Source organism: Aestuariimicrobium sp. G57, assembly GCF_050110855.1.
In the GTDB taxonomy this organism is placed as follows: Bacteria; Actinomycetota; Actinomycetes; order Propionibacteriales; family Propionibacteriaceae; genus Aestuariimicrobium.
Genome location: NZ_JBNINW010000004.1, coordinates 145,941 through 166,828 on the forward strand (window position 1 = coordinate 145,941; position 20,888 = coordinate 166,828).

Sequence of the window (20,888 nt, forward strand, 5' to 3'; positions counted from 1 at the left end):
CCAACCACCACCTGCAGCTACAGGGGAAAGAGAAGCAACGTGCTGGACGTGAACTTCTACGATGAACTCCGCATCGGCCTTGCCACGGCCGATCAAATCCGTGAGTGGAGCCACGGCGAGGTCAAGAAGCCCGAGACCATTAACTACCGCACCCTGAAGCCAGAGCGTGACGGCCTCTTCTGCGAGAAGATCTTCGGCCCGACCCGCGACTGGGAATGCGCCTGCGGCAAGTACAAGCGCGTGCGTTTCAAGGGCATCATCTGCGAGCGCTGTGGCGTCGAGGTGACCCGTTCGAACGTGCGCCGCGACCGCATGGGCCACATCGAGCTGGCCGCCCCCGTGACACACATCTGGTACTTCAAGGGCGTGCCGTCGCGCCTGGGCTACCTGCTCGACATTGCCCCGAAGGACCTCGAGAAGGTCATCTACTTCGCCGCGTACATGATCACCGAGGTCGACGCCGAGTCGCGTCACCGTGACCTGACCTCGCTCGAGGCCAAGGTGATCACCGAAAAGGGCCAGATCGAGAAGCGCCGCGACGCCGACGTGAACGCCCGCATGACCAAGCTCGAAGAAGATCTTGCCCAGCTCGAGTCCGAGGGCGCCAAGGCCGACATCAAGAAGCGCGTGCGTGACGGTGCCGAGAAGGAGGCCAAGCAGCTGCGCGACCGCGCCCAGCGTGAGCTCGACCGCCTGGACGCCGTGTGGACCCGCTTCAAGTCGCTCAAGGTCCAGGACTTCGAGGGTGACGAAATCCTGTACCGCGAGATGAAGGCCCGCTTCGGCAAGTACTTCAAGGGTTCGATGGGCGCCGAGGCGATCAAGGACCGCCTGGCCAGCTTCGACCTGCAGGCCGAGGCCGAGAACCTCAAGAACACCATCCAGACCGGCAAGGGCCAGCGCAAGACCCGCGCCCTGAAGCGTCTGAAGGTGGTCTCGGCGTTCCTGGACGGCCGCAACTCGCCGATGGGCATGGTCCTCGACGCGGTCCCGGTCATCCCGCCGGACCTGCGCCCGATGGTGCAGCTCGACGGTGGCCGCTTTGCGACGTCCGACCTCAACGACCTGTACCGCCGCGTCATCAACCGCAACAACCGCCTCAAGCGACTGCTCGACCTCGGTGCCCCCGAGATCATCGTGAACAACGAGAAGCGCATGCTGCAGGAGGCCGTTGACTCGCTGTTCGACAACGGTCGTCGCGGTCGTCCGGTGACCGGCCCGGGCAACCGCCCGCTCAAGTCGATCTCGGACATGCTGAAGGGCAAGCAGGGTCGATTCCGCCAGAACCTGCTGGGCAAGCGCGTCGACTACTCCGGCCGTTCGGTCATCGTCGTCGGCCCGCAGCTGAAGTTGCACCAGTGCGGTCTGCCCAAGACCATGGCCCTGGAACTGTTCAAGCCGTTCGTCATGAAGCGTCTGGACGACCTGAACCACGCCCAGAACATCAAGTCGGCCAAGCGCATGGTCGAGCGCCAGTACCCGGTGGTGTGGGACGTCCTCGACGAGGTCATCCGCGAGCACCCCGTGCTGCTGAACCGTGCACCCACCCTGCACCGCCTCGGCATCCAGGCGTTCGAGCCCCAGCTGATCGAGGGCAAGGCCATCCAGCTGCACCCGCTCGTCTGCACGGCGTTCAACGCTGACTTCGACGGTGACCAGATGGCTGTGCACCTGCCGCTGTCGGCCGAGGCACAGGCCGAGGCCCGCATCCTGATGCTGTCGACCAACAACATCCTCAAGCCGGCCGACGGCCGTCCCGTGGCACTTCCCAGCCACGAGATGATCATCGGCATGTACTACCTCACCCAGAACCTGGACGGGCTCAAGGGCGAGGGCCGGGTGTTCGGTTCGGTCGCCGAGGCGATGATGGCCCACGATGCCGGCGAGCTTGACATCCGTGCCAAGGTGACCATCCGCGTTGCTGACCTGGTCCCCGGACCGGGCTCGGACATCACGCTGCGTCCCGACGGCTCGGCCGTCATCGCGACGACGCTCGGCAAGGTGCTGTTCAACGAGGCGCTGCCGAAGGACTTCCCCTTCGTCGAACTCCACGTCGGCAAGAAGGCCATCGGTGCGATCGTCAACCAGCTGGCTGACGAGTGGTCGATGTCGGTCGTCACCGAGACCCTCGACAACCTCAAGGACCTCGGCTTCCGCTGGGGTACCCGTTCGGGCGTCACGGTCTCGATCGGCGACGTGCAGACCCCGCCGACCAAGCCTGAGGTGCTGGCTGGTTACGACGCCAAGGCGTCCAAGATCGACCGTCTGTACGACCGCGGTGCCGTGACCGAGGACGAGCGCCGTCAGGAGCTCATCCAGATCTGGACCGACGCCACTGCCGAACTGACCACGGCCATGGAGAAGAACTTCACCGAGACCAACCCCATCTACATGATGGTGCACTCGGGTGCCCGTGGAAATATGACGCAGATGCGCCAGATCGCCGCCATGCGAGGCCTGGTGGCGAACCCGAAGGGTGAGATCATCGCCCGCCCGATCAAGTCCAACTTCCGTGAGGGCCTGTCGGTGCTGGAGTACTTCATCTCGACCCACGGTGGCCGCAAGGGCCAGGCCGACACGGCTCTGCGTACCGCAGACTCGGGTTACCTGACCCGTCGTCTGGTCGACGTGAGCCAGGACGTGATCATCCGCGAGGAGGACTGCGGCACCGAGCGTGGCCTGGTCAAGCCCGTGGCCGAGGTCGACGAGACCGGCGCACTGCAGCTGCATTCGAAGGTCGAAACCGCGATCATCGCCCGCACGCTCGCCAGCGACGCCACCGATGCTGACGGCAACGTGCTGGTGCCCGCCGGCACCGACATGACCGACGCCCACGTCAAGCAGCTGCTGGCTGCCGGCGTGGCCCAGGTCAAGGTGCGTTCGGTGCTGACCTGTGACGCCAAGACCGGCACCTGCGCCAAGTGCTACGGACGGTCGCTGGCCTCGGGCAAGCTCGTCGATGTCGGCGAGGCCGTCGGTATCGTCGCTGCCCAGTCGATTGGTGAGCCCGGCACCCAGCTGACGATGCGTACCTTCCACACCGGTGGTGTGGCCGGTGACGACATCACGCAGGGTCTGCCCCGTGTCATCGAGCTCTTCGAGGCCCGTACCCCCAAGGGTCGTGCCCCGATCGCCGACGCGGACGGCATCCTGGAGATCCAGGAAGAGAACGGCCGCCGCACCCTGGTGCTGCACCGTTCCGACGGCGGCGAGGACATCGCCTACCCGTCGCCGCGCCGCGCCCGTCTGGAGTTCGAGGACGTCAAGGGCAACCCGGTCAGCATCACCGATGGCATGCGGGTGCAGGCTGGTCAGCAGCTGACCGCCGGCACGCTTGACCCCCAGGACGTGCTGCGCGTCAACGGCCTGCGCAAGGTGCAGGAGCTGCTGGTCGACGAAGTGCAGAAGGTGTACGCCACCCAGGGTGCGCCGATTCACGACAAGCACCTCGAGATCATCATTCGCCAGATGCTGCGCCGCATCACCGTCATCGAGTCCGGTGACACCCAGATGATGCCGGGCGAGCTGGTCGACCGCCAGACGTTCGAGTCGCAGAATCGCCAGGCCATGTCGGAGGGCGCCAAGCCCGCCGAGGGTCGTCCGGTGCTGATGGGCATCACCAAGGCCTCGCTGGCCACCGAGTCGTGGCTGTCGGCTGCCTCGTTCCAGGAGACCACCAAGGTGCTCACCGACGCGGCGATCCACGGCAGGAGCGACTCGCTGCGCGGCCTGAAGGAGAATGTGATCCTCGGCAAGCTGATCCCGGCCGGTACGGGTCTGGAGCGGTACCGCAACATCAGGGTCGAGCCGACCGCCGATGCCAAGGCCACCGCGTACACGATGACCTACGACCCGTTCGACTACGACTTCGGGTCGGGCTCGGGTGCGGCGGTGCCGCTGGACGACCTGGACTTCGGCGACACGATGCGCTGAGGTTCTCGGGTTCGCCTGTGACGGGGGAAGGGGTCACGACCTGCGGGTCGTGGCCCTTTCGCGGTTGGTGGCGGGGTTGGGCCAAGTCTTCGTCCCAGTGCAAGTTTTTCGACCCGTGCCCGCCGTGGCGGGCGAAATCCTTGCTCCCACGCAAAGATTTGGCCGTTACGGTCATGCCACCGCTTCGAGCCAGCGTGCATCGAGCACAGCACCCCGCCCGCGGTAGCCCCCGGCACGCAGGGCGGCATCGATGCGGTACACGAGCGTGACCGGGTCACGCAGTGAGGCCGCCGTCACCCTGATCACCGTCCAGCCCAGCCGTTCCAGCTCTTCGTAACGCTTGATGTCGGATTCCCACTGCTCGGCGTTCGTCAGATGCTGCTGGCCTTCGTACTCGACCACCACCTTGTGTTCAGGCCACGCGAAGTCGACCCTGCCGACTGCGCTGCCATCGGCTCGCGCGATCCAGTACTGCCGCCTCGGGGCGGGCAGGCCGGCGGTGTGCATGAGCATCCTCGTCCGCGATTCACGCACGGAAGCCGAGTTGGCCACACTCAGCCCCCAAGCCAGGGGACGATGCGCCGCAAGCTCGCCTGCTTCGGACCGACTGACCCGCTTCTTGCGCCGCAGCTCGTCGAGCGTGACCACCTCGTCGACCAGCCGCAGGTCTGCATCCTGCAGTGCGGTGACGAGGTCGGCAACGGCATCGTTCTGGGGACGATCGCCCAGCACCGCCTTGATGCCCTGACGGCTGATCCGCTTGGGCGAGCGCAGCCAGACGGGGGAGTCCGTCCCGAGGCTTGCCCCACGCAGGCGCAGGGCCGTGACGCCCGTGACCGTGGCCTCGGGCAGTAGCGCCCTGGCCCCGGCCACGAGTACCCGCAGCGTGGGCAGCACGTCCACATCGACGTAGACTCCATGGAACAACCGCCGGAACCGGGGGCCGTACAGTTCGTTGAGCGTGATGCCGTAGGACTGGGCATTCGCACGGGTGATGATTCGCATGGCAGCATGCTCACAGGCCAAGAGGGCGGACGTTCCTGGCCATCCACAGGCCTGAGGGTTGTCCACAGGTCGACGGCTGCTCATCCGGTGGTGGGTCCGGCCAAGAACTTGCGCATCAGCAACTATTTCGCCCAGGGAGGCCGGGCCGAGGCGAAAACCTTGCACCAGTACAAGGTCTTGGCCGAGGCCCCCATCCCCGCCCGTTTTGCTCTCACTTGCCATGGCGTCTATCCTTGACGAGTGTGCTCGGAGTTGCCCGAGCCTCTGTGCGTGCCCTGGCATGTCCGGCGCCCCCGAGTTGCAGGGTCGGCCCGGTCTGTGCGACAGAGTTCGTACGCGTCCATGGTTGGCAAGCTGATGGGTAACGGTGGCCCTCGCCTGCAGACCTGAACGCACCCCAGGGATCAACCTCCGAGGTCACCACCTCAGAAACGAAAGAGATACCAGCCGGTGCCTACAATCCAGCAGCTGGTCCGCAAGGGCCGCACTGACAAGGTCAGCAAGAGCAAGTCTGCTGCGCTCAAGGGTTCGCCCCAGCGCCGCGGAGTGTGCACCCGTGTGTACACCACGACCCCCAAGAAGCCGAACTCCGCGCTGCGCAAGGTTGCCCGTGTGCGCCTGTCGTCCGGCGTCGAGGTCACGGCGTACATCCCCGGTGTGGGCCACAACCTGCAGGAGCACTCGATGGTGCTCGTGCGCGGCGGTCGTGTGCGTGACCTGCCCGGCGTCCGTTACAAGATCGTTCGCGGTGCCCTTGACACCCAGGGTGTCAAGAACCGCAAGCAGGCTCGCAGCCGCTACGGCGCGAAGAAGGAGAAGTAATGCCTCGCAAGGGTCCGGCGCCGAAGCGTCCGATCATGGTCGACCCCGTCTACGGGTCGCCCCTCGTCTCGCAGCTCGTCAGCAAGATCCTCCTCGACGGCAAGAAGACCGTCGCGCAGGACATCGTCTACACCGCGCTTGAGGGAACTCGCGCGAAGACCGGCGTTGACCCGGTCCAGACGCTGAAGAAGGCTCTCGACAACATCAAGCCCTCGCTCGAGGTCAAGTCCCGCCGCGTCGGTGGCGCCACCTACCAGGTGCCGATCGAGGTGAAGCCGGCCCGCGCGACCACCCTGTCGATGCGCTGGCTCGTCGCCTTCAGCCGCGCCCGTCGCGAGAAGACCATGGCCGAGCGCCTCATGAACGAGATCCTCGACGCCTCCAACGGTCTGGGTGCTGCGGTGAAGCGCCGCGAGGACACCCACAAGATGGCCGAGGCGAACCGCGCCTTCGCGCACTACCGCTGGTGATCGGACTGCCCCCTCGTCCTGGGGCCCTCGTGGGCCTGGCGGTGAGGGGGCATTTCGCTGTCACGGGGCAGCCGCACTAATCTTCACACCGCAGTCACTCCACAAGATTTGAGGTAGCAGGCCAATGGCCAAATCCTACGACCTGGGCAGGGTTCGCAACTTCGGCATCATGGCCCACATCGACGCCGGCAAGACGACCACGACCGAGCGCATCCTGTTCTACACCGGCATCAACTACAAGATCGGCGACACCCACGAGGGCACCGCCACCATGGACTGGATGGAGCAGGAGCAGGAGCGTGGCATCACGATCACCTCTGCTGCGACCACCTGTTTCTGGAAGGATCACAAGCTCAACATCATCGACACCCCCGGGCACGTCGACTTCACCGTCGAGGTGGAGCGCAACCTGCGCGTGCTCGACGGTGCCGTGGCTGTGTTCGACGGTGTGGCCGGTGTCGAGCCACAGTCGATGACCGTGTGGCGCCAGGCTGACAAGTACCAGGTGCCCCGTATCTGCTACGTCAACAAGCTCGACCGCACCGGTGCCAGCTTCGACTTCGTCGTGAAGACCATTCGTGAGCGCCTCAACGCCACCCCGCTGGTGATCCAGCTGCCCATCGGCGCAGAGAGTGACTTCCTGGGCGTCGTCGACCTCGTCGGCATGCGCGCCCTGACCTGGCGCGGCGAGACCAAGGTGGGCGAGGACTACGAGGTCGAGGAGATCCCGGCCGACATGGTCGAGCGCTCCAACGAGGCCCGCGAAGAGCTGCTCACCCAGCTCGCCGACCTCGACGACGAGTTCGCCGAGAAGTACCTTGAGGACGAGGACTCGCTCACCGCCGACGACATTGACCACGCCGTGCGTCGTGTCGTGCTGGCCAGCAAGGGCAACGCCATCGTGTGTGGCTCGTCGTTCAAGAACAAGGGCGTGCAGCCCCTGCTCGACGCCGTCATCAAGTACCTTCCCGCCCCGACCGACATCCCCGCCATCCAGGGCTTCAAGCCCGGCAACGAGGACGTCGTGCTGGAGCGTCACCCCAACGATGACGAGCCGCTGTCGTCGCTCGCCTTCAAGATTGCTGCCGACCCGCACCTGGGACGCCTGACCTTCGTGCGCGTCTACTCCGGCGTGCTGAAGAGCGGCGAGTCGGTGCTGAATGCCAGCAAGGGCAAGAAGGAGCGCATCGGCAAGATCTACCAGATGCACGCCAACAAGCGTGAAGAGGTGGACGAGATGGGCGCCGGCATGATCTGCGCCGTGATGGGCCTGAAGGACACCACCACCGGTGAGACCCTCTGCGACCAGGGCAACCCGATCGTGCTCGAGTCGATGGAGTTCCCGAACCCCGTCATCGAGCAGGCCATCGAGCCCAAGACCAAGTCCGACCAGGAGAAGCTGGGCACCGCCATCCAGCGCCTCGCCGAAGAGGACCCGACCTTCCGCGTGCACACCGACGAAGAGACCGGCCAGACCATCATCGCCGGCATGGGCGAGCTGCACCTCGACGTGCTGATCGACCGCATGAAGCGCGAGTTCAACGTCGAAGCCAACATCGGCAAGCCCCAGGTGGCCTACCGCGAGACCCTGCGTCGTCCTGTCACGAAGATCGAGTACACCCACAAGAAGCAGTCCGGTGGTTCGGGCCAGTACGGCAAGGTCATCATCGACCTCGAGCCGCAGGAAGCCGGCGCGGGCTACGAGTTCGTCAATGCCGTGACCGGTGGTCGCATCCCCAGGGAGTACATCCCCGCGGTGGACGCCGGCATCCGTGACGCCATGACCACCGGCGTGCTCGCCGGCTACCCGGTCGAGGACATCAAGGTGACCCTGCTCGACGGTGCCTACCACGACGTCGACTCCTCGGAGCTCGCGTTCAAGATCGCCGGTTCGATGGTCTTCAAGGAGGCCGCACGCAAGGCCGACCCGGCCCTGCTCGAACCGCTGATGGCCGTCGAGGTCACGACCCCCGAGGACTACCTGGGCACCGTCATCGGTGACCTGAACGGTCGTCGCGGCCAGGTGCAGTCGATGGACGAGCAGCACGGCAACCGCGTGGTCCGCGCCCTCGTGCCGCTGTCGGAGATGTTCGGCTACGTCGGTGACCTGCGGTCGAAGACCTCGGGCCAGGCCTCGTACTCGATGGAGTTCGACAGCTACGGCGAGGTTCCCAAGAACGTTGCCGATGAGATCGTCGCGAAGGCTCGCGGCGGCGCGGTCGACTGACCCACTGACCCCCTGATCCGGGTCAATCACCAGCCGCCTGTTGGCCTCGTCCACCTGTGTTGGGGACGAGGCCGACCGGCAGGCGGCAGTGGTCCAAGCACATGTGGTTTGACTACTACCGCCTGATCCAGAAAAATGGACCGGGTGACCCTGCCTTGACCAAGGCAGGAATCCGTCCACAGATAGCTCTGTCGGGAACCGGTCCCGTCAGTAACCACACAGACGCCCCGTTTCAAGCGTGGGTACCATCCAGAAGGAGCCCCAGTGGCAAAGGCCAAGTTCGAGCGGACTAAGCCGCACTGCAACATCGGCACCATCGGACACATCGACCACGGCAAGACCACCCTGACCGCGGCGATCTCCAAGGTGCTGCACGACAAGTACCCCGACCTCAACGAGGCCTCGCCGTTCGACAAGATCGACAAGGCTCCCGAGGAGCGTCAGCGCGGTATCACCATCTCGATCGCACACATCGAGTACCAGACCGAGAACCGCCACTACGCGCACGTCGACTGCCCCGGCCACGCTGACTACGTCAAGAACATGATCACCGGTGCTGCCCAGATGGACGGCGCCATCCTGGTCGTGGCCGCCACCGACGGCCCCATGCCGCAGACCCGCGAGCACGTGCTGCTCGCCCGCCAGGTCGGCGTGCCCGCCATCGTCGTTGCCCTGAACAAGTGCGACATGGTGGACGATGAGGAGCTCATCGAGCTCGTCGAGATGGAGGTGCGCGAGCTGCTGTCGTCGCAGGAGTTCGACGGCGACAACTGCCCCGTCGTGCGCGTTGCTGCCTTCCCGGCCCTCAACGGTGACGAGAAGTGGGGCCAGAGCGTCCTGGAGCTCATGGACGCTGTCGATGAGTACATCCCGCAGCCCGAGCGTGAGACCGACAAGCCGTTCCTCATGCCCGTCGAGGACGTCTTCACCATCACCGGTCGTGGCACCGTGATCACCGGTCGTATCGAGCGCGGCATCGTCCGCACCGGTGACACCGTTGACATCATCGGCATCCACGACGCCAAGCAGACCAGCACCATCACCGGTGTTGAGATGTTCCGCAAGATCCTCGACGAGGGTCGCGCTGGCGAGAACGTCGGCCTGCTGCTCCGCGGCACCAAGAAGGAGGACGTGGAGCGCGGCATGGTCGTCATCAAGCCGGGTTCGACCACCCCCCACACCGACTTCGAGGGCTCGGTCTACGTGCTCACCAAGGAGGAGGGTGGCCGTCACAAGCCGTTCTTCTCGAACTACTCGCCGCAGTTCTACTTCCGCACCACCGACGTGACCGGTGTGGTCGAGCTGCCCGAGGGCACCGAGATGGTCATGCCTGGTGACAACACCGACATGACTGTTCACCTGAACAAGCCCATCGCCATGGAGGACGGCCTGAAGTTCGCCATCCGTGAGGGCGGCCGCACCGTCGGCGCCGGCCGCGTGACCAAGATCCTCAAGTGACCTTGATCCAGCGCTGAGCTGTCTCACTGAGCAGTGGCACAAGGCCCGCATCCCTTCGGGGGCGCGGGCCTTGTTGCGTTGTTGCTGGGCCTGGGTGAGTGGGGGCCGGGGTGGACGAGGCCGGCTGCCCCGCGTTCAGGATCGCTGGGGCCGGTGGGCGGCTCGGATCTTGTACAAGTGGCGCCAGTGCCTCGTCCGCAGGGGGTTCGGCCGGAACCAGCCGCATTCGTGGCACGGGTGTCAGTTGTGCAGGTTTCGGTGGTGTGCAGGGCCCCCGTACCCCGTCCGGCCCTTGCAAGCACGCTGACACCCTTGTGTGCACGTTGACACCCGTCTGCAGGTGTCGTCGTGTGCGCAAGGGTGTCGAGGTGCTCGTCCGGGCGTGGACGAGGCAGGCCGCCGCGCCCGCAGGGCCGTCAAGCGCCTGGTGGGCCGCCCCAACATGTGCAAGTGGCACCAGTGCCTCGTCCGCAGCCCGTTCAGCCGGAACCAGCCGCATTCGTGGCCCCCGCGTCACGTGTGCAGGTTCGGTGGTCTGCAGGGCCCCACCCCGTCCCCCGTCCGGCCCCTGCAAGCACGCTGACACCCTTGTGTGCACGTTGACACCCGTCCGCAGGTGTCGTCGTGTGCGCAAGGGTGTCGAGGTGCTCGTCCGGGCGTGGACGAGGCCGGTTGCCCCACGTTCAGGATTGCTGGGCACCGTCGCCCAGCCCCCCTCAATCCCGCACGAGCAGCGCCACCGGCATCTTCTCGAACATGTCAGCCAGGGCCACGCCGCCACTGATGGTGTTCTCGCCCAGCACGTTCGTCCAGGCGCCGTCCAGGGTCAGGCTCGCGTCGCCCCACCGTCCGGCCCGCAGCAGGCCGTGCGGCATCCGGGTGGCCAGTGTGATGGCCCCGCCCCGGTCAAAGGCGACCAGGTGTTCGCGCAATGGCCCATCCAACACGATCGGACGATAGCTGGTGAACAGTTCGGGCCGTTCCCGTCGCGTGGTCAGCGCATTCTTGACCACCCAGTGCTTGGCCGAGTCGAACGGTCCACTCTCACCGAGCCGGGTGCTCGCCGGGGCGGGCACCAGCCGCTGCGCCGCAGCCGCCAGCCGGGCCTGGTCGGGCAACCGCCGGTTGTCGGGATCCACGAGCGAGTCATCGGTGATCTCGGTGCCCTGGTAGACGTCCGGGATACCGGGCATCGTCAGCTGCACCAGCTTCTGCGACAACATGTTCGAGATCGTGCCCGGCGCATGCTGGATCAACAGCGACACCCAGTCGCGGTTGAGCGACTCATCGGCGTAGGCCAGGTCGATCGCGGCATGCACCGACGACTCGAACTCTTCATCGGGCGAGGCCCAACTGGTGCTCGTGGCTGCCTCACGCATCGCCTTGGTTGCATAGGCGTGCATCCGCTCGGGGTCCACGGGGCCGACCGCCGCCAATGTCTGCGCAAGCAGATGGGCGAAGGGCCGGTCGGCCAATCCAGTCGCGCTCTGGAATGCCAACGACCACTTCTGCAGTTCATCCGGCAGCTCGGTCAACGACTCCAGGGCCGCCCGCACGTCTTCGCCGCGTTTGGTGTCGTGGGTCGACAGCGTGGTCATCGACTGCGGCAGTTGGGCCTGGCGCCGTGCCATCGCCGCATGGAACTCATCGAGGCTGCACGCGACGCGCGCCGGGTTGCCGCCGACCTCGTTGGCGCCGATCCAGCGCGCATAGCGGTACCAGGCCGTGTCCTCGAGCCCCTTGGCCATCAGCGCGCCCGTCAACTGCTCGAAACGCCGCGCCGCAGGCTCGGCGCCGTCGTGCAGCACCGGCGCCAGCTGGTCGAGTCCCGCAGCAACCCCCGGGACGCCCCGGCGCGTGTTGGCCAGGGCCACCTCGAGGGCCCCCGGCTCCGAGGGCACATAACTGCGGTACGCCGGCACGTTGATCGCCAGCTCGATGAGCGCCTGCTGCAGCCGGTTGTCGGCCACCGGGTCGTCGGCGGCGGCCTCGCTGAGCCCAGCCGGCAGCTCACGGATGATGCGCGAGATCTCCGACCCGAACGCCCCCGTGGCCTGGTCACGCTTGCCGCGCTCGACGTGGGCCGCCGCGTCCAGGCCGTCCCCCGTGAGCGCCACATACCCCTCGGTGAGCACCGCCTCGCTGGCCGGGTCGGTGAACAGCGGGGTGAGCTCGGCGATCGCGTCGTAGCCGGTCGTGCCGTCGATGGGCCAGTCGGGCATCGGTTCACCCTCGCCCAGGATCTTTTCAGCCAGCAGCCACATGTCGTCGCCGACCCGGGCCCGCAGGCGGCGGAAGTACTCGCCGGGGTCGGCCAGGCCGTCGGGGTGGTCCACCCGGATGCCCTGCAACTGGCCCTCGTCCACCATGCGAAAGATGCGCGCGTGGGTCGCCTCGAAGACCGACTCGTCCTCGATGCGCAGCCCCGCGAGCGTGTCGACCGTGAAGAACCGGCGGTAGTTCAGCTCAGTGGCAGCCAGCGGCCATGCCCCCAGCCGGTAGTGCTGCCGGGCGGCCACCTCGACCGGGTCATCACCCGGCGACGCGGTGCCCGGGGCCACCGGCAGCCGCAGCCCGTGGTGCACGAGCTCGGTGCTGTCGTCGCTCAGCCGCAACCCCGACAGGTCGCCATCAGCGCCCAGCTTCGGGATCAGGATCGGTCCCCGGGTCCAGTCGATGTCGAACCAGTGCGCGTACTCGGAATCGCGGCCCTCACGCAGCACGCTCCACCAGAACGGGTTCTGTTCCGGTGCAGCGATGCCGCAGTGGTTGGGCACGATGTCGAGCACCACCTTCAGCCCCAACGCCCGGGCGGCGTCGATGAACGCCGCCCAGCCCTCTTCGCCGCCACGCTGCGGGTCGACGGCGCGGCAGTCGACCCAGTCATAGCCGTGGTCCGAACCGGCCGTCGCGGTCAACACCGGCGACAGGTAGGCCGCGTCCACACCCAGGGCGACGATGCGCGGCAGGTCGGCAGCAGCGTCGAACAAGGTGAATCGCGGGCTGATCTGGTAGCGGTAGGTGGACGTCGGCAGCGCTCTGGTCACGCAGCCGAGCCTACAGAGCGGGCCACGTCGGGCAATCCCGATAGGCTGGGCCCACCATGTCTGATGCACCCATTCCCGCCCGCACCCGAGTCGCCCCCAGTCCCACCGGGGACCCCCATGTCGGCACCGCCTACATGGCGCTGTTCGACGTCGCCTGGGCCCGCAAGACCGGTGGCCAGTTCGTGCTGCGCATCGAGGACACCGACCGCGCGCGACTGGTCGAGGGCAGTGAGCAGCAGATCTTCGACTCGCTGAAGTGGCTGGGCCTGGCCTACGACGAGGGCCCAGATGTCGGTGGCGACCACGGCCCCTACCGCCAGTCCGAACGGCTCGGCACCTACCGTCCCTACGTCGACCAGCTGATCGCCGACGGCCACGCCTATTACTGCTGGTGCTCGACCGAGCGCCTCGCCGAACTGCGCGCGCAGCAGCAGGCCAGCAAGCAGTCGGTCACCGGCTACGACCGGCTCTGCGTGGGCAACACCCGTGACGAGCGCGCCGCGCTGCCGGGCTTCACCGAGAACCCCGTCGTGCGCATGCGGGTGCCCGACGCCATCGACCTCACGTTCGACGACATCATTCGTGGACGGGTCACGGCCCCGCGCCCCGATGACCAGGTCATCCTCAAGGCAGACGGGTTCCCGACCTATCACCTCGCGGTCGTCGTCGATGACCATCTGATGGGCATCACCACCGTCGTCCGCGGCGAGGAATGGATCAGCTCGACCCCCAAGCATGTGCAGCTCTACAAGTGGCTGGGCTTCGCCATGCCGCAGTTCGCGCACATGCCGCTGCTGCGCAATGTCGACAAGTCCAAGATCAGCAAGCGCAAGAACCCCGCCGCGCGGCTGATGTGGTTCCGCGAGCAGGGCTACCTGCCCGAGGCGCTGCGCAACTTCCTGCAGTTGCTGGCCTATCCGCCGAAGCTCGAGGACGACGGCAGCGAGCGTGAGGTCGTGGCCTTCGACGAGTTCATCGCCGACTTCGACTGGTCGCGCATCAACACCGTGGGCCCGATCTTCGACGTCAAGAAGCTCGACTGGCTCAACGGGGTCTACCTGCGCAACCTGTCGGTCGACGAACTCACCGAACGCATCATTGAGCACGAACTGCGCACCGGCCGCTGGACCGAGGTCGACGGCGCGCGCCGCGAGTTGCTGCGCCAGGCCGTGCCGCTGGTGCAGGAACGCATGACACTGCTCGGCGATGCGGTGCCCGCGCTGGAATTCCTGACCACGCCCGACGACGAACTGGGCATCGAGGACGACGCACTGGCCTCGCTGAAGGACGACGCGGGGCAGGTGCTGGCCGCGGCCATCTCGGCGCTGGAGGCCGTGGGGGAGTGGGGCCACGAGACCATCCAGGCGACGCTGCGCGAGGCGCTGGTCGATGGCATGGGGCTGAAGCCCAAGTTCGCCTTCGCTCCCGTGCGGGTGGCGATCAGCGGCAAGAAAGTCTCACCGCCGCTGTTCGAGTCGATGCAGATCCTGGGCCGCGACTCGAGCCTGGCCCGGTTGCGCCGGCTGGCAGTGCGCCTCTGAGGCCTGGCCCTCTGAGGCCCCCGCCCCTCAGACCTTCCCCACCTCGGTGCGCTTCTCGGCCTGGAACTCGTCCTCGACCCGCCCGAGCGCCCAGTAGCCCGACAGTGACAACCGCTCGCGGGGCACCTGCAGCTGGGTGAACAACCTGCGCAGTGCCTTCATGGCGCCGCGCTCGCCGTGGGCGAACACGCTCACGTCGCCAAGCGTCGTCCAGTCGAGCGCGGCGACCTCGTCGGCGAGCCGCTCTTCGCGGTACGGCTCGTCGCCGCGGACGACCCAGCGCACCTCGACACCGGCGGGTGGCACGAGGTCATTCACGCCCTCGTGGTGCACCTCGATGAGTGCCAGCCCGCGGGCACGCGAGTCGATGTACTGCAGTCGCTCGAGGCCGGCAGCAATCGCGGGCAGCGCTGAGGCGTCGCCCACGAACAGGTGGAAATCGGCGTCCTCGGCTGGCGACCAGGCCCCACCGGGCCCGTAGGCGAGCACCCGGTCACCGGGCTGGCAGTGCACGGCCCACGGCGCTGCGAGCCCCTCGTCGCCGTGCACGACGAAGTCGAGCGCCAACTCGTTGGCCACGGCGTCGTGGGCGCGCACGGTATAGGTGCGGGTCATCGCGCGGGGACCGTCATCGGCCGGGGGAGCAGCCAGCGGACCATGATCATCAAAGAGCAGCTTGACGTAGGAGTCGGTGTGTTCGCTCGGCTCGAAGCGCTCGTGGGCAAGCCACAGCCGCACCAGCTCGGACGACAGTGTTTCGCGTGAGGAAACGGTGAGCTCGACCACGGGCTTCGGGGTGCGCTGGTTGGCCATGGCTCAGTTGCCCTGACGCTTCTGGATGGCCGCCCACTCATCCTTGAGGCCGACGGTGCGGTGGTAGAGGCCGTCCACGTCGGCATCCTTGGCGAAGTAGCCGAGCCGCTCGAACTGCACCACCTGGCCGGGGGCGGTCTCGCCCAGCGCTGCCTCGCCCAGCGCGCCCTCGAGCAGCTCACGCGAGTTCGGGTTCAGGTCGTCCAAAGGTTCGCCGGTGGCGGCACCAGGCACCTCGGCGGTGAACAGCCGGTCGTACAGGGCGGCGGTCAGCGGCACGGAATGGGCCAGCGAGACCCAGTGCATCGTCGACTTCACCTTGCGGCCGTCGGGGGCGTCGCCGCCGCGGGTGGCCGGGTCATAGGTGGCGTTGACCTGGACGATGGTGCCGTCGGTGTCCTTGACGACGTCGGTGGCGGTGACCAGGTAGGCGCCGCGCAGGCGCACCTCCTTGCCGGGCGAGAGCCTGAAGAACTTCGGCGGGGGCACCTCGGCGAAGTCGTCGGCCTCGATGACCAGTTCACCGCTGAACGCGACGGTGCGGGTGCCGTCGTCAGGGTTCTCGGGGTTGTTGGTGACCTCGAAATGCTCGACGACCGGCTGGCCGGCCTCATCGGTGGGCCAGTTGGTCAGCACGAGCTTCAGCGGCTTCAGCACGGCCATGCGGCGCTGCGCGGTCTGGTTGAGTTCGCGGCGCACGATGGCTTCGAGGGCCTCGATGGCATGGCGCGAATTGGTGCGGGCGGTGCCGATCTCGGTGCAGAAGGTGCGGATGGCCGAGGCCGGGTAGCCGCGGCGCTTGAGGCCCTGCAGGGTGGGCATGCGGGCGTCGTCCCAGCCGTCGACCACACCGTCTTCGACCAGCTTCTTCAGCCGCCGCTTCGAGGTGACGATGTGGGTGAACTCCAGGCGGGCGAACTCGATCTGCTTGGGTCGGTCACCCGGCAACGGCAGCTGGTCGAGGCACCAGTCGTACAGGGGGCGGTGCACGTCGAACTCGAGCGTGCACAGCGAGTGGGTGACGCCCTCGATGGCATCGCTTTGCCCATGCGCCCAGTCATAGGTGGGATAGATCGTCCACGCGTCGTGGGTGCGGTGGTGGTGCCCGTGGCGAATGCGGTAGAGCACCGGGTCACGCAGCCACATGTTGTCGTTCTGCATGTCGATCTTCGCGCGCAGGCAGGCCGCGCCCTCGTCGAGTTCGCCGGCGCGCATGCGGGCGAACACCTCCAGGCTCTCGGCCACCGGACGATCACGGTACGGGCTCTCAATGCCCGGCTTGCCGAAGCCACCGCGCTGCGCCGAGATCGTCTCGGCATCCTGCTCGTCGACATAGGCCAGCCCTCGGTGCACCAGGTCGACGGCCCAGTTGTACAGCTCCTCGAAATAGTCCGAGGCATAGAACACGTTGTCGGGGTGGTAGCCCAGCCACTCGATGTCGTCGATGATCGCCTCGACGTACTCGGTCTCTTCGGTGTCGGGGTTGGTGTCGTCAAAGCGCACATTGCAGACCCCACCAAAGGCCAGGGCCGTCTCGAAGTCCTGGATGATCGCCTTGGCATGCCCGATGTGCAGGTAGCCGTTGGGTTCGGGTGGGAACCGGGTCTGCACTCGTCCGGCGTAGGTGCGCTCGGCGTTGTCGCGTTCGACGATGTCGCGGATGAAGTCAGAGGCACCTGCGGGCTTGGTCATGCGCGGGAGTCTATCGGGCTGCCCCGCGCCGATCATCCGGACTGCGCTGGCAGGTCATCGCTGCAGATCACGCAGGGTGGCCCCGGCATGGGGCTCCTCGACCAGCGCCAGGTACAACTCGGCACAGGCCAACGCATCGGTCAGCGCGTCGTGGGCCTTGTAGGTCGGCAGCCCGAACCGTGCCCGCGCCGCCCACAACCGCAGCGACTGCCGCGGCGGTTCGTCGTAGTGGGCCGCTGTCCACAGCCGGTAGGCGATGTCGAGGGTGTCCACGTCGACCCATGGCGGTTCGACCCCGTGGACGAGCCGGCAGGCGGCCGTGAGGAACCCGGTTTCGAGGTTTGAATAATGCGCCAGTAATGCTCGTCCCTGCATGGCGGCCAGGGTGAGGTCGAGCACCTCGGCCAGCGGCAGGCCCTCGGTGGCGACCTGGTCGTCGGTCAACCCGTGGATCGTGGCGGACTCGCCCACGCCGGCGCCCGTGTCCGGCTGGGCGACGAGGATGCGCCGGGCACCGCCGAGGGTGATGCGCCGTCCGTCGACGGGCACGAAACCGACCGACAGGATCAGGTCGGTCGCCGGGTCGAAGCCGGTGGTCTCGAGGTCGATGGCGAGCAACCCCAGCTCGTCGACGGGGGTGTCGGGCGTCGGCGGGTCGACGGCGAGGAAGTCGTGCAGCGCCCCCGGCGGGGCCGCGGCCAGCGCCCTTCGCCGGCGCCGGGTCGGCGAGTTCGGTAGCGCATCGGTGAACTTCATCGCTGCCACCACCGCTCAGATCAGGTGCGTGCGGTGGGCGTACGCGAGGCTCCTGTGTGCCCGCTCGATGACGACGAACGCCTCTTTGAGGGTGCGCTGGTCGAGGGTGTTCAGCGTCTGCGGCGCGAGGTGGTTGTCGGGTTCGTGGCCGGTGAGCAGAGCCTCGGCCTGGTGGGCCAACCGCAGGTGCTGGATGAATTCGGCGGCGTCGACCAGCGCCGAGGCCAGCCGGGCGTCGAGTTTGCCGGCGTCGACGGCCACCTGCAGGCGGGCCTCGGTGGTGACCTCGGGTGAACCTGCCGACAGGGCATGCACGCGCGCCAGCTGGATGATGGCGTGGCTGGCGGCCTTGAGGTCGAGGGTGTTGGCGTGGTCGCCGCCGCGTTCGAGCACGAAGCCCTTGAAGAAGCCGAGCGGCGGCTCCCACGCCACGGCGTGCGAGGCCAGGTGGGCCAGGAACCGGGTGGCGCCCGGGGCCTGGGTGGCGAGCCACGAGAGCAGGTCGTCGACCAGTTGCGCCTCGCCGTACACTGCGCGGGCGTCGAAGAAGATCTGGCCGTGCATGACTTCCATCGAGTCAGGGGTGTTCAACCAGTGGCTGAACTTTGCCCGCCATTGCGTTGCGGTGAAGCACCAATTGGTCGCCATCACCTCTCCGTGGCAGGGCGGGTAGCCGGCCGCCTCGAGACCGTGGACGACCCGCGCGGCGACACGGGTGAACCACGCGAGGTCGTCCGGGCCGAGTGCTGTGGCGGCATCATCGAGGATAATCGCGTGGTCCTGGTCGGAGCCCAGCCGGGCCTCGTGGCGGGCCACCGACCCGAGCGCCACCCACGCCCACGCGACCGGGGCGCCGTCGACGGTGGGGGCGGGGCCGAACTCGTCAATGGCGAGCTTGATCAGCCGACGGGTGGCGGCATCGCTGATGGTCGAGAGCAGTCGCGAGATCTCGGCGGCCGAGGCATCGGTCTCGATATGTTCGGCGACCAGTCGCGGGATGCGCTGGCAGACCCTGGCCACCCCTTCGGCATCGGCCTGCCGGTTGATGTCACCGGCGATGTAGATGGGGTGGGCACGGTCGAGGCGCATGACATCACCGCTGCTGACCAGCCCCAGCAGCCGGCCGTGGTCGACGACCGGAAGGTGGTGGATCGCCCGCGAGGTCATCTCGAGCAGCACCTCGAACACGCGGGCGTCCGGGCTGATGGTGATCGGGTGGGGGGTCATCACCTCGGCCACGGGTGCCGAGGTGTCGTGACCGGCGGCCACCACCTTCGAGCGCAGGTCGCGGTCGGTGACGATGCCAACGAGGTGGCCGGCGTCGACGAGCAGCAGCGCCGAGACCCTGTGCTCGGTCATCAACTGTGCGGCTTCGGCGATGCTGGTGGTGCTCGGGGCCTGCAGGGGTCCGCGGGCCAGCAGCGACCCGACGGTGCGGCCCAGCGCGATCTGGCCGGTGCGTGATTCGCGGGTGCGCCCAACGGCCCGGCGCAGCCGCATGTCGCTGGTGGCCTGGAAGAACGCGGCAAATTCCTCATCGGCGCCGGCCAGGGTGACGAACTGGCTGCCCGGCACGGTGATCACCAGTGAGTCCTCGATGGCGACCACCCGCAGGGGCGAGCTGGTGCGGTTCAGCACCGACGAGACCCCGAACATGCCGCCGGGTTCGACGCGTTCGACCAGCCGTTCATCGGCCCCCAGCAGGTCGACCGCACCCGAGCGCAACACATAGACGGTGTTGTTGGGCTCACCCACCGAATACAACGTGGTGCCGCGGCGGTAGTAGCGCAGCGCCAGGTGCGGGGCGAGCGCGTCGAGCTGCGCCGCGGCGAGACCCTGCCAGGGGGCGTGGGTGCCGAGGAAGTCACGAACCTCACGGACCTCGATGTCCATGACTGTGAGCCTATCCAAGGTGGCCTTCGGTTCGCGTGCGGGGTTCACGTACGATGTGGGCGTCCACAGCCTGCAACCCGGAGGTCCACCATGCCCGTCTCGCGTCGACAGCTCGGTCTCGCGACCGGTGCGGCTGCGTTGATGGCCGTCGGTGCGGGCGTGTCATGGCAGGTGGCGGGCCACGCGAGTGCCCAGAATGCGGTGACGTCGTCCAGCCGGACGAGCGGGCCATCGACCGGGCCCACCTCGACGACGCCCAATCCCACGTCCACGCCGACCGCACGCCCGACGGGACTGGCCCATGGTGCGCGCGTGTTGTTCCAGGGCGATTCGATCACCGACGTGAACCGCAGCCGGGTCGATGACGGCCCCAACACCCGGGCATCGCTGGGTGCCGGTTACGCGTGGCTGGCGGCGAGCTCATGCCTGGTGGCCCGGCCCACGCAGGGGCTGGAATTCTTCAACCGCGGCATCAGTGGCAACACGGTGGCCGACCTCGCGGCCCGGTGGCAGCGCGACACGGTGGCGCTGGCGCCCGACGTGGTCTCGCTGCTCATCGGCGTCAACGACTACTGGAACCGGCACCGGGTGCTCGGCTACAAGGGTTCGCCCGAGAAGTACCACCGAGAGGTGGACGCCCTGGTCGCGTCGACACTCGAGGCACTGCCGGGCGTGCGGATCGTCATGTGCGAGCCGTTCCTACTGGTCGCGGGACCGGTGAAGGAGTCGTGGCAGCACGACTTCGCCGGCTACCGGCAGGCCGCGGCCGACATCGCGCTGGCGCGTGGCCTGGCCTTCGTCGGGTTCCAGTCAGTGCTCGACCTGGCCTGTGAGCTGGCGCCAGCGGGGGAGTGGCTCCACGACGGGATCCACCCCACGACATCGGCTGCTGCCCTGATGGCGCGCGAGTGGGTGCGGGTGGTCGGCGCCTGACTCGTCCGCGCCGATGCGGGTCACCCCCTCGATTTGGAAACCGGGGCCGGGTCATGACAGAATCTTCAAGTTGCTCCGAGCAGGGGTGGCTTGTGCGTGCCGGAAACGGAACCCGACAGGGGGCTGGGTCCAGGCGTCCGGGCCCGCCTGGCGCGCATGGTGTGTCACCGGCGTGGGGGATGGACATCCGAACAGCTGTTGGATGTCGTGCGCCCCGCCAATAATGCGACACACCCGACCGCGTGGGTCGGAGAGGGACAACCGGCGTGAGCCGGAAGCGAGAGCCGGAAAACCGGTC

Annotated in this window: 13 protein-coding genes; 7 read left to right on the plus strand and 6 right to left on the minus strand. The window is 67.4% G+C overall.

Translation table 11 applies throughout. The features are described from left to right. Positions 1 to 39 precede the first annotated feature (39 nt). Positions 40 to 3,933 carry a DNA-directed RNA polymerase subunit beta' gene (locus ACQCX5_RS10725; RefSeq protein WP_434542022.1) on the plus strand — a complete coding sequence of 1,298 codons (3,894 nt, stop codon included), beginning with the start codon at positions 40 to 42 and terminating at the stop codon, positions 3,931 to 3,933. 171 nt (positions 3,934 to 4,104) lie between these two features. On the opposite strand, the gene ACQCX5_RS10730 is transcribed toward ACQCX5_RS10725, so the two are convergent. Further along, positions 4,105 to 4,938, minus strand: coding sequence for an endonuclease domain-containing protein (locus ACQCX5_RS10730; RefSeq protein ID WP_434542023.1), 834 nt, complete (start codon positions 4,936 to 4,938; stop codon positions 4,105 to 4,107). 450 nt (positions 4,939 to 5,388) lie between these two features. On the opposite strand from ACQCX5_RS10730, the gene rpsL reads away from it, so the two are divergent. From rpsL to tuf, 4 genes are all read left to right on the plus strand, one after another. Beyond that, positions 5,389 to 5,760 carry a 30S ribosomal protein S12 gene (gene rpsL, locus ACQCX5_RS10735; protein ID WP_434542024.1) on the plus strand — a complete coding sequence of 124 codons (372 nt, stop codon included), beginning with the start codon at positions 5,389 to 5,391 and terminating at the stop codon, positions 5,758 to 5,760. Beyond that, complete coding sequence (rpsG, locus tag ACQCX5_RS10740; RefSeq protein WP_434542025.1) at positions 5,760 to 6,230, plus strand: 30S ribosomal protein S7; 471 nt, start codon at positions 5,760 to 5,762, stop codon at positions 6,228 to 6,230. The genes rpsL and rpsG overlap by 1 nt, the downstream gene beginning before the upstream one ends. 124 nt (positions 6,231 to 6,354) lie before the next feature. Beyond that, complete coding sequence (gene fusA, locus ACQCX5_RS10745) at positions 6,355 to 8,457, plus strand: elongation factor G (protein ID WP_434542026.1); 2,103 nt, start codon at positions 6,355 to 6,357, stop codon at positions 8,455 to 8,457. A gap of 264 nt (positions 8,458 to 8,721) precedes the next feature. After that, positions 8,722 to 9,915: an elongation factor Tu gene (gene tuf, locus ACQCX5_RS10750; RefSeq protein WP_434542027.1), complete on the plus strand. Its 1,194-nt coding sequence runs from the start codon at positions 8,722 to 8,724 to the stop codon at positions 9,913 to 9,915. 716 nt (positions 9,916 to 10,631) lie between these two features. Here the strand turns inward: tuf and treY are convergent. Further along, on the minus strand, positions 10,632 to 12,962 hold the full coding sequence (treY, locus tag ACQCX5_RS10755) for a malto-oligosyltrehalose synthase (protein WP_434542028.1): 2,331 nt from the start codon (positions 12,960 to 12,962) through the stop codon (positions 10,632 to 10,634). 56 nt (positions 12,963 to 13,018) lie between these two features. Here treY and gltX point away from each other — a divergent pair, with 56 nt between their 5' ends. Then, entirely contained in the window at positions 13,019 to 14,503 is a 1,485-nt protein-coding gene (gene gltX, locus ACQCX5_RS10760) for a glutamate--tRNA ligase (protein ID WP_434542029.1), read from the plus strand. 27 nt (positions 14,504 to 14,530) lie between these two features. Here the strand turns inward: gltX and ACQCX5_RS10765 are convergent, their stop codons facing one another. From ACQCX5_RS10765 to ACQCX5_RS10780, 4 genes are read right to left on the minus strand one after another with little or no spacing between them, the layout of a single operon-like run. After that, the gene (locus ACQCX5_RS10765) at positions 14,531 to 15,316 is read right to left on the minus strand and encodes a siderophore-interacting protein (protein ID WP_434542030.1); all 786 of its coding nucleotides are present in this window, start codon (positions 15,314 to 15,316) and stop codon (positions 14,531 to 14,533) included. A 3-nt stretch (positions 15,317 to 15,319) separates the two neighbouring features. After that, complete coding sequence (locus ACQCX5_RS10770) at positions 15,320 to 17,008, minus strand: glutamine--tRNA ligase/YqeY domain fusion protein (protein ID WP_434542031.1); 1,689 nt, start codon at positions 17,006 to 17,008, stop codon at positions 15,320 to 15,322. 54 nt (positions 17,009 to 17,062) lie between these two features. After that, on the minus strand, positions 17,063 to 17,764 hold the full coding sequence (locus ACQCX5_RS10775; RefSeq protein ID WP_434542032.1) for an exonuclease domain-containing protein: 702 nt from the start codon (positions 17,762 to 17,764) through the stop codon (positions 17,063 to 17,065). A 15-nt stretch (positions 17,765 to 17,779) separates the two neighbouring features. Further along, positions 17,780 to 19,657 (minus strand): DUF294 nucleotidyltransferase-like domain-containing protein, encoded by a 1,878-nt coding sequence (locus tag ACQCX5_RS10780; RefSeq protein WP_434542033.1) that lies wholly within the window; start codon positions 19,655 to 19,657, stop codon positions 17,780 to 17,782. Positions 19,658 to 19,747: 90 nt separating this feature from the next. Between ACQCX5_RS10780 and ACQCX5_RS10785 the strand changes: the two genes are divergently transcribed. Continuing rightward, the gene (locus tag ACQCX5_RS10785; protein WP_434542034.1) at positions 19,748 to 20,590 is read left to right on the plus strand and encodes an SGNH/GDSL hydrolase family protein; all 843 of its coding nucleotides are present in this window, start codon (positions 19,748 to 19,750) and stop codon (positions 20,588 to 20,590) included. The last annotated feature ends 298 nt before the right edge of the window (positions 20,591 to 20,888 follow it).